Genomic DNA, 8863 nt, shown 5'->3' on the forward strand with positions numbered 1-8863 from the left:
CACTAAATTCTAAATTCGAAACAAAAAACCACAAAACATTGTATTACCTAAATCTGCGAAATCCTGCAACTTTGCAATCTCTTCGAAAGATCCGCCCTATATCATTGGCGGAAGTGAAATCAGACCCGAAATCACATTGACGTACAATATTTTACTGTCAACGATATCATATTTTCTACGTCTTCCCAACTCGGATTTCGGGTTAAAAGATAGCTTTTATTACCTTGTTTAACGGTATGTTTCTTCCGCATTTTATAGTAACATGAGCGTATTTCTTGTACAAGGGTTTTCTTTTGTTATATAAGACCCGAAGTGTCTTTGCTCCGCGGGAAATTATACCTCTGTCAACAATACTCTTGACTCTTCCGGATATCACATTAAAAGGAACATCAAGATAAACCACCAACGAATACATTCTAAGGTGGTGCATTGCATTTTTTGAATATATTATGCTCCCCCCCGGAGAAAAGATCGTATCTCTTTCTTTCGTATGCTTGATAACTATCCTTTCTTCGATACCGATAAAACCTTTCTCTCCGAACTTCTCTATTAATTCCCTTAGTGATTTATTATACTTCTTCTCTATCTCAATATCAAAATCAAGATACCTATAACCAAGTTTTTTTGCCAGCGTTTTACCCATGTAGCTTTTACCGGCTCCGGCCATTCCAATGAAGGTAATATTCATTTTGTATTTTCTTTTTCAGACAATTTACCGCCGCCAAAAATTACACTGGCATCAACAAGCAAAGCAGGAACTCCTTCTTTATATTTAGAGTTTTTATAGTTATATTCCCCAAAAGCTATATTGGTACCGTCCGGGGCCACCGCACCGCCAAAAGCAGAGGTTATCCTGATTTTTGCGGGAATTCCCGAGTTTAGCACAATATTTCCTTCACCAAAAATCACAGAAATTTTCACATTTACATCCTTATCCTTTACTTCAATCTTACTCAAATCAATATCGCCGCGCCCGAACATTATATTATATTCAGATTTTTTGCCGTCAGCTTCTATTTTATAATCATTAAACATCATTCGATCTTTACCATTACAGCAACCCGGCATACTCTTTCCAGAATGACAACCTCCAAAAGACCAAAATATCATACTTATCCCGATATAAATAAAAAGAATTCCGAATATTATCTTACCTACTGGAATATTTACACCCATGGCTTTTAATATTAAAAGAAGTCCGAGCACTACAACTACGACCCCCCAGAATACGCCGCTAAAAAGAAACCCCATTTTCATCTCCTCCTCCATGTAAAACTATTTTATTTTTACCTTAAAATCGGCGGACTAACGCGGCACATTAGATTTCAAATTACGAATACCAAAGTTCAATATAAGGTGCTATATCGCTCAATATATTGTAATTCGTACTTTGTCATTTGTCCTTATTAGTTCTGCTAATTATGAACCGCAGTCCGACAAAGATGAACCTCTGCGGACTTACGTCCGGAGTTTCGGCGAGTGGAATTCAATTTATTCTTCATGCCTTATTTCCGCCTGAGGCGGACCCGCCAATCTTTGTGGCGGGCATCCACGGAGTTACCTCCGTGGTTTTCTGCGGCATACTCGACATAAAGAAAACTCCCGCAAAAACTGCAAAAGGTATACTTAAATTAAAAAGCGCTTCGGCAAGAATAGAAACACCAAAGAGCGCAAAAAGACAACCTGCTATCATTCCAACTGTAAATATATTATTTTGCATAGCACAACATAAGAATACATTATAAAATTTGACCGCTTAATTTTCCGGTCAGCTTGCCAGATTTTTTTCCAATCCCAAAAGATCTTTTCTGGCGCGATCTATATAATCCCTATGAAGCTTGTATTGCTTATGATTTTTATCCAGATAATCAGTCCTGGCTATTACCTTCCGGAGCAATGTTGCAGCTTCCTCATAAAACCCGCTCTTAGAAAAGCTTTCCGCGACAAGAAAATACCCTTCAACCCAGCCGCCTTCATATATAGAATCATAGAGTTTTTCCAAACCATTCGCGCCATAGATACTTTCTACAAGCTCTCTTGAAACAAAGATAGACCTTAACATATGACTGTCAAATGAGTTTACCTTTATAATCTGTCCTAAATGTTTTATTGCATCCTCTACAATCTCATTTATGCCTTGAATTTTAAGAGGGAGGCCCAGTTTTGCCTCCCCCACCATTTCCCTGCTGTGCCTTAAGAAGTCCTTTTTAAAATCCTCAAGGCTTTTATCTTCCATCTTTTTTTCAATCAGATCAAAACTCGGCTCATACTTCTCAAGTATATAAATATATTCTTTGAGATGGAGCATTTCATGGAAGATAGAACTGACAATCAGGTCATAAAGATCCGTTTCTTTTATCTCTTTCTTTACCGCCGTCTCGGCGCGAAACAAGGCATGTGTTGCATCCTTAAGGTCAAAGAGCTCTTTTTCAAGTCTGTCAATACGGCAAAAATCCAGTTTTTTAACTTTTCTAAAACTAATATACTCGGCTTTAAACTCGCTAAAGATTCTTAAAGAATTAATAACTATATCAGCGATACCGGTAAAGTCTTTCTTGATTTTGACAATATTTACGCCGTTTTTCATTTGGTTACTTAACCTTTACCTTTGCGCCTTCAGGCTTGACATTGGCCGCCTTTTCGCCTGCTATTTTAACTTCAGGCTTGCATTCATTTTTATCCGCCGGCTTTGCGTCAATAACACCCGCTTTGATCTTTACTTTTTCTTCAATCTCCAGAGCAACTTTGGGATTGGCTTTCAGGTATTCTCTTACATTATCTTTACCCTGTCCGACCCTGTCCGCTCCGTAGTTAAACCACGATCCGCTCTTTTCAATAACGCCGAAATTTACAGCCGCTTCTATCAGACTGCTTTCTTTGGAAATACCCTGGCCAAAGAATATCTCTACTTCTGCCTCTCTAAACGGCGGAGCTACTTTATTTTTGACAATTTTTACTCTTACTCTATTGCCTATGTTATCCGTACCGTTTTTAATGGACTCTATACGTCTCATATCTATTCTTACGGAAGAGTAAAATTTTAACGCGCGCCCTCCGGGAGTAGTCTCCGGACTTCCGAACATCACACCTATCTTTTCTCTTATCTGGTTAATAAATATTGCGCAAGTCTTGGTTTTACTTATTACCGAAGTAAGCTTCCTGAGAGCCTGGGACATAAGTCTTGCCTGAAGACCCATATGAGAGTCTCCCATCTCTCCTTCAATTTCCGCCCTCGGGGAAAGCGCCGCGACAGAATCAAGAACAACGACATCCACGCCCCCGCTGCTTACCAGGGTGTCGACAATTTCAAGCGCCTGTTCCGCGCTATCCGGCTGTGAAACAAGTAAATTGTCAAGATCCACTCCAAGTTTTTTCGCATATACCGGATCCAGAGCGTGTTCTACATCTATAAACGCCGCCGTGCCTCCCGTCTTTTGCGCTTCCGCTATGATCTGAAGCGACAGAGTAGTTTTACCACATGATTCAGGACCAAATATTTCAATGACCCTTCCCCTTGGAACTCCGCCGATACCGATAGCAAGATCGACCGCTATCGAACCGGTAGGTATTACCTTTATATCCTTTACCGTTGCCATATCACCAAGACGCATTATGGCTCCCTTTCCAAACTGCTTCTCGATGTGCAGCAACGCCAAATCTATTGCTCTATCCTTTTCATTACTCATTTTACTATGTCCTCCCCCTTGAATTTATTACAGGTATTATTATACAAACATTAACTCTGTAAGTAAAGATTTTTAGTAGCTCCATAATAACCTATCAGTCACTAAGGTAGGCGCAAGGCTTTAGCCTGCGAAAACAACGCAACCTAAAAGCTGCGGCTACCACAAAATGATTGTTTAAACTTTCGGTATAACAAGTACAACGATACCTTGAATTACCAGGTTTTCAGTGAGAATAATCCTTTTATTATCAGGATCAGTCGAATGCGGCTTTAAAACTATAATATTACCGACTTTTCGGTACTCCTTGACAGTAGCTTCATCATTTACCAGAGCAACAACAATATCCCCGTTGTTTGCCGTAGATTGCACCCTGACCAGAAGCAGATCTCCCTCTTCGATGTCTTTCTTATTCATACTCGTACCCTTTGCCCGGAGCAAAAAGTACTTATACGGCGGTTTTGCAATGTTTGTATCTATCGGTATTCTCTCAAGAATATTCTCTTCTGCCAGCATCGGCACCCCGCAGGCAACAACGCCAAGAAGCGGAATATCTATGGTTTTACTGCTGTTTTTATCCCATTTGTCCAGCTCGTTCACTTTCAAGTCCCCTGCGTCATTTCTCTCAATAAGCCCCTTCCTTTTGAGGCGTTCCAATAGTACGGTTATTGAGCGAGGCGACTTGTACTCAAGTGATTTCTGCAGATCACGGATAGAAGGAGAGTACCCCTTCTGCATAAACCAGTTCCGGATCTCTGTCAGCAGTTTTATCTCTTTTCGTGCAAGTGTATGCTTGTTCATATAAGAAGTATACATTATGTGGGCAGTTTTGTCAAGAGCAAACATACGCTTGCTGATGACACAGATGGATAAAGAGATGGCACAGATTGAGTATGAACCTCTCCGAGCTTATCCGCCTAAAAGACTGGCGGATCTCTCGACGATCCGCCTTACATAATTGGCGGGCAGGCTGCTCAGGATTTTCTTTGGCATAACGTCATAAAAAAGGCCGTCAGTTAAGACGACCCATATTAAGTCAAAGCTTCGGATGATAACTCTGCCTCTAAGCATCAAACGTTCCGAGTTTCTTACTCCCCGAGGCTAGCTATCTTGTTTTTCCGTTTTTTAAATATATTTTACAAGAGCCTTTCTCCAACTAAACTGCTTCAGTGTATGATTTGAAATCCTCATATTTTGCGCTTATTTCTTCTTCGGCATTTTCCAGAATCAGCGCAAGTCTGTTAAAAAACTTTGCAGCAGGCGCACCCGCCATAATTCTACGGTCAAAAACTATTATTAACGGCATGGTCTTTCGAACTGCTAACTCCCCTTTAACAACAAACGGTCTTTCTTTAATCCATCCGAAAGAGACTGTAAGAGGCCAGAGCATATCCGCCACTAAAAAATCTATACCATACTTGGCCGGTGAATTGACAAAGCACGCGCCGCCCCTGTGCTTCAGCCACAAACTTGGTGAATATTTAGGCATACGGAGAATCCATTTACTCAAAAATACCGGCAGGCGGCTGAGCAATGTATGAAAAAGACTCCAGCGCTCTGTACTTTCTGATTTTACATCTGCAAATCCCTTTAATTCCTGCGTTACCGCATCAAGTGTTTTTTTATTGCTATCATAAATTGTTTCAACAACCACGACCGCCTCTGCGTCAGGAACATTTCTTTCAACTGCTACGGCAATATCATAACTATTAAATTGCACCAGCCGTTTAAAAAATGACGGGCCAAATATTCCCCTGTTCGTATAGGGAAATTCAGAAAGAGCAATAGCAGCAGCTTTTACAATTATGGCGGTGAAAGACGGTTTTACCCCTGACGTTTGCAAAAGCTTTTCGCGAAGTTTTTCCATTGCTGATGCGTCTATTTCTCTGACAAAAGTTACTTTATTTCTTGGCTGCATTTCCTCGTTTAGAGTCCAGAAAGACTGCAGAATTCTATTACTGCGAAACACACTGAACGGCTTCTCTTTTTTTGCTTTGGATGTATTCATTTTTCTCCTGATTTTCCGCATTTTCCGTAGTCTCAGAATTACAGTTTTCTAATATATCAGCAGCTTTTTCTGCCGGAGTATAGGTCTTTATAATCTTTTGAATAGCAATTGCGTTCCGGTGGAAAGATTTTTCTCCGATAATCTCCTTCGACATCTCAATTAATATTTAAGGATTTTTTAAAAGTTTCTGTCAAGTCAGTGTTTTCCCTACTCCAAACTCCTCAAATCTACGCATGATAAATGCTTGATCCGGGATAGCCAGAATACCAATTATCGGTTTGCTCATGCCTTTGATTCCAAAAACATTCATACCGTTACTGACATTCTCTACAAAATCAGAACTCTCAATAACATCATTGCTGCTAACCAGATATCTAATCATCCTGTTGCTTTCATCATATGCCAATTTGAATGATTCTTTCATAATTTCAGCCTAAATTTTAACAAAGAACAGAAAATTAATCATTGTAACGCCTGTACTGATAATACTGCACTAGATCCTGCCTTCTTTAACCAACCAATCGTAGCAGTCCTTAACCATAGTGGACAAGTCACGGGACTCGTATCCAAGTTCCTCCTTGGCTTTTTTCTTGTCACAGAAGTCCACGTCAGGCGAATCCCCCAATAATCCTATCAGTTCCGGTGTCAGTTCCGGTTTTTTACCCGTAAACATGGAGGCAATCCACATTGCATATGAAGCCACTTTTAATATAGGCAATGACAAGGTCGTCGTCGGCGGCGGAGCGCCGACCGCTTTTGCTATCCTTTGAAAGGCATCCAGCCAGGTCGTATATGTCCCGCCAAGGACATATCTTTCCGAACATTGTCCCCTTTCAAAAGCTTGAATGTGAGCCCGCGCAATATCCGCAGCATGACAGAAAGCAATATGACCTGGTAAAGCAGCCTTAAGCCTTCCCGACTTCAGATTGCTAAAAAACTTGCTATAGTTATTATAATCGTATGCTCCTATCACAATAATAGGGTGAAGTGTGACTGCACACAGCCCCTGTTCAACTCCCTTGTGAACTTCAATTTCCGATAGTCTCTTGGTCCTTATATATCCATTGGCAATCCCGTTGGCAAGACGCTCATCTGTAAATTGACAACCATTGGTCGCGCCGGTAGAAGTGAAAATAAATTTCTTCACTTTTTTTGCCAGAGATGCCTGCACTAAGTTGCGTGTTGCAATAACATTATCTTTATATTGCTGCTCGCGCTCAGCGGGCCAATGGGATGTATTCGCTGCAACATGAAAAACAGCATCCGTATTCGCTTTTAAACTGTTCAGCGTTGATACCGGATCATGGAGGTCAACCTCTTGGAATCGCACCTTGCACCCTTTCAGCCGGGAAAGATCCGAGGTTCGACGGTGAAGAACAACGACATTCCAGCCGGCGCACAAGAGTTCGTCCACAAGATTTCGACCGACACAACCGGTTGCACCCGTAATATATCCAACTCTCATCTCTTCTTTTCCTTTACTATGTCATTCAAGGACATATCAAGCTGCGCAAGCGTCCGGGTAATCTCTTTGTCGAAAATCCCATTATGCGTTGCAAACTCGAGCAACTCAAAAACATGAAGCCAGGTATTCCGGTCTGTTTTTCCTTCCCTGACGAGTTGCGCGAATTCTGGCTCAAAACTGCAATAGCCGAGGTTCATAACATCAATCGCCGACATTGTCAGAATCAGGGTATTATTGCTGACAATTGGACTATCGCTTCCCTTTGGCAGCAAATCAGTCGAACGCACGACTCGCCTAATCTCCTGCTCATTTGTTCTCCAAACGGCCAGCGGAAAAACAATATGGGGCGCCGAATCTTTTACGATCTCGAAATCATCATTACCGCATATCCTTTGCACCTGCACCCACGACAAGCCGCCTATCACAAGAGGGACACCCATATTTTTTGCCATTCTTTGTCCAATATTAAAGATCAAATCGCCATCAGCGAAATCAACGATACCGTAGCTTCCTCGCCCCTTCAGGTCAAGAAATGCCTGGCGTAGTACCTTTGCAAATTCATTGATGCAATCGTTTGCAATGATCAAATCGGTCTTTAACTTCTCCGCCACACGCACCGCGCTGCTCATCGCTATTGTACTCATAAAACCGTTATTGACCGTGACGCAGAGCAACCGCAGTTCAGGGTACTCAGCCTTCATTCTATTAAGAATATAAGCGCTATCCTTACCGCCACTAAGTAACAGCAGACCGTGATAACGGTTTCCGTTTATATAAGATTTAATCACCCTGTCAAATTTTACTTTCGTCTCAGGCTTTACCTCCGGCGAATCCACAGACGCGCTGATGCTGTCAGTCGCTCCCTGTTCACGGCATTCGGCGCATAAGCCGCCTATCAACGGCCCATAATGCTCTGACAATATGCATCGCCGGCAACGTCGCGACCGGCGTACAACCAGCCGTATTACCGGCCAAACATACTCCGCGTAGAGTTCGATAATTTTATTGGTGTTCATGGAAGCATCCTCCTAACCATCATACTCTACTTGTGGGTACCGGAGTCAACTGTAAAAACAGGTTCTCTTTTTCCGATTTTGATAAGTTCATTTCGCTCTCGATATTTTTCATTTTGAAATTTGTAGTTTTCTAATATATCAGCAGCTTTTTCTGCCGGAGTGTAGGTCTTTATAATCTTTTGCATAATGACTGAATTCTCTTGGAAAGATTTTTCTTCTATAATTTCCTTTGACATTTTAAGTAATATTTGAGGATCTTTTAAAAGTTTCTGCCAGGTCAGCGTTTTCCCGACTCCCAACTCCTCGACTCTACGCATATTAAAGGCTTGATCCGGAATAGAAGGTATACCTATCATCGGTTTTCCATGGGACAAAGCTTGATATATTGTACCGTTCCCTCCATGACAGATAACAAGGTCTGCTTCCTCTATCGCCAAATCACCGTCTATGTACTCTTCAACGTATACTTGCCCGTCTATTGTTCGCAGTCCCTTTGCTTGTCCTCCGGTTGTTATGATAGCTGAAAACTCTGAGTTTTTAAAAAGGTCATACACCAATGGGAATATATTACTTATACCTGTTGTTCCCATACTAATATAAACAAGCGGTTTATTATTTTTCTTAGGCGGCCACCAGTCAGGATTCGAAATATTATCAGGTTTCCAGGTCAACGGCCCTATATAATGATAAT

12 protein-coding genes are annotated in these 8863 nt (G+C 41.4%); all 12 read right to left on the minus strand.

The annotated features are described in order from the left end of the window. Window positions 1-202 precede the first annotated feature (202 nt). The 12 genes from A2536_10415 to A2536_10470 all read right to left on the minus strand — a co-directional run bounded on the left by A2536_10415 (window position 203) and on the right by A2536_10470 (window position 8843). The gene (locus tag A2536_10415) at window positions 203-688 is read right to left on the minus strand and encodes a hypothetical protein (GenBank protein ID OGF44250.1); all 486 of its coding nucleotides are present in this window, start codon (window positions 686-688) and stop codon (window positions 203-205) included. Continuing rightward, window positions 685-1257 (minus strand): hypothetical protein, encoded by a 573-nt coding sequence (locus tag A2536_10420; GenBank protein OGF44251.1) that lies wholly within the window; start codon window positions 1255-1257, stop codon window positions 685-687. Before A2536_10420 ends, A2536_10415 begins: the two co-directional genes overlap by 4 nt. Before the next feature lie 241 nt (window positions 1258-1498). After that, window positions 1499-1720 carry a hypothetical protein gene (locus A2536_10425; GenBank protein OGF44252.1) on the minus strand — a complete coding sequence of 74 codons (222 nt, stop codon included), beginning with the start codon at window positions 1718-1720 and terminating at the stop codon, window positions 1499-1501. Window positions 1721-1768: 48 nt separating this feature from the next. After that, entirely contained in the window at window positions 1769-2587 is an 819-nt protein-coding gene (locus tag A2536_10430; protein ID OGF44253.1) for a hypothetical protein, read from the minus strand. Between the two features lie 4 nt (window positions 2588-2591). Then, a complete protein-coding gene (locus A2536_10435) occupies window positions 2592-3686 on the minus strand; it encodes a recombinase RecA (protein ID OGF44254.1) in 1095 nt (364 codons plus the stop codon). Between the two features lie 174 nt (window positions 3687-3860). Next, a complete protein-coding gene (locus A2536_10440) occupies window positions 3861-4421 on the minus strand; it encodes a repressor LexA (GenBank protein OGF44264.1) in 561 nt (186 codons plus the stop codon). Between the two features lie 418 nt (window positions 4422-4839). Next, complete coding sequence (locus A2536_10445) at window positions 4840-5691, minus strand: dehydrogenase (GenBank protein ID OGF44255.1); 852 nt, start codon at window positions 5689-5691, stop codon at window positions 4840-4842. Further along, a complete protein-coding gene (locus tag A2536_10450) occupies window positions 5639-5845 on the minus strand; it encodes a hypothetical protein (protein ID OGF44256.1) in 207 nt (68 codons plus the stop codon). The genes A2536_10445 and A2536_10450 overlap by 53 nt, the downstream gene beginning before the upstream one ends. 36 nt (window positions 5846-5881) lie before the next feature. Continuing rightward, entirely contained in the window at window positions 5882-6115 is a 234-nt protein-coding gene (locus tag A2536_10455; protein ID OGF44257.1) for a hypothetical protein, read from the minus strand. Between the two features lie 69 nt (window positions 6116-6184). Continuing rightward, window positions 6185-7156, minus strand: a complete 972-nt coding sequence (locus A2536_10460; GenBank protein ID OGF44258.1) for a hypothetical protein — start codon at window positions 7154-7156, stop codon at window positions 6185-6187. Then, the gene (locus A2536_10465; protein OGF44259.1) at window positions 7153-8172 is read right to left on the minus strand and encodes a hypothetical protein; all 1020 of its coding nucleotides are present in this window, start codon (window positions 8170-8172) and stop codon (window positions 7153-7155) included. The genes A2536_10460 and A2536_10465 overlap by 4 nt, the downstream gene beginning before the upstream one ends. 26 nt (window positions 8173-8198) lie before the next feature. Further along, window positions 8199-8843 carry a hypothetical protein gene (locus A2536_10470; protein OGF44260.1) on the minus strand — a complete coding sequence of 215 codons (645 nt, stop codon included), beginning with the start codon at window positions 8841-8843 and terminating at the stop codon, window positions 8199-8201. Window positions 8844-8863: the final 20 nt, after the last annotated feature.

It is taken from the genome of Candidatus Firestonebacteria bacterium RIFOXYD2_FULL_39_29 (assembly GCA_001778375.1).
Classification (GTDB): Bacteria; Oederibacteriota; D2-FULL-39-29; order D2-FULL-39-29; family D2-FULL-39-29; genus D2-FULL-39-29.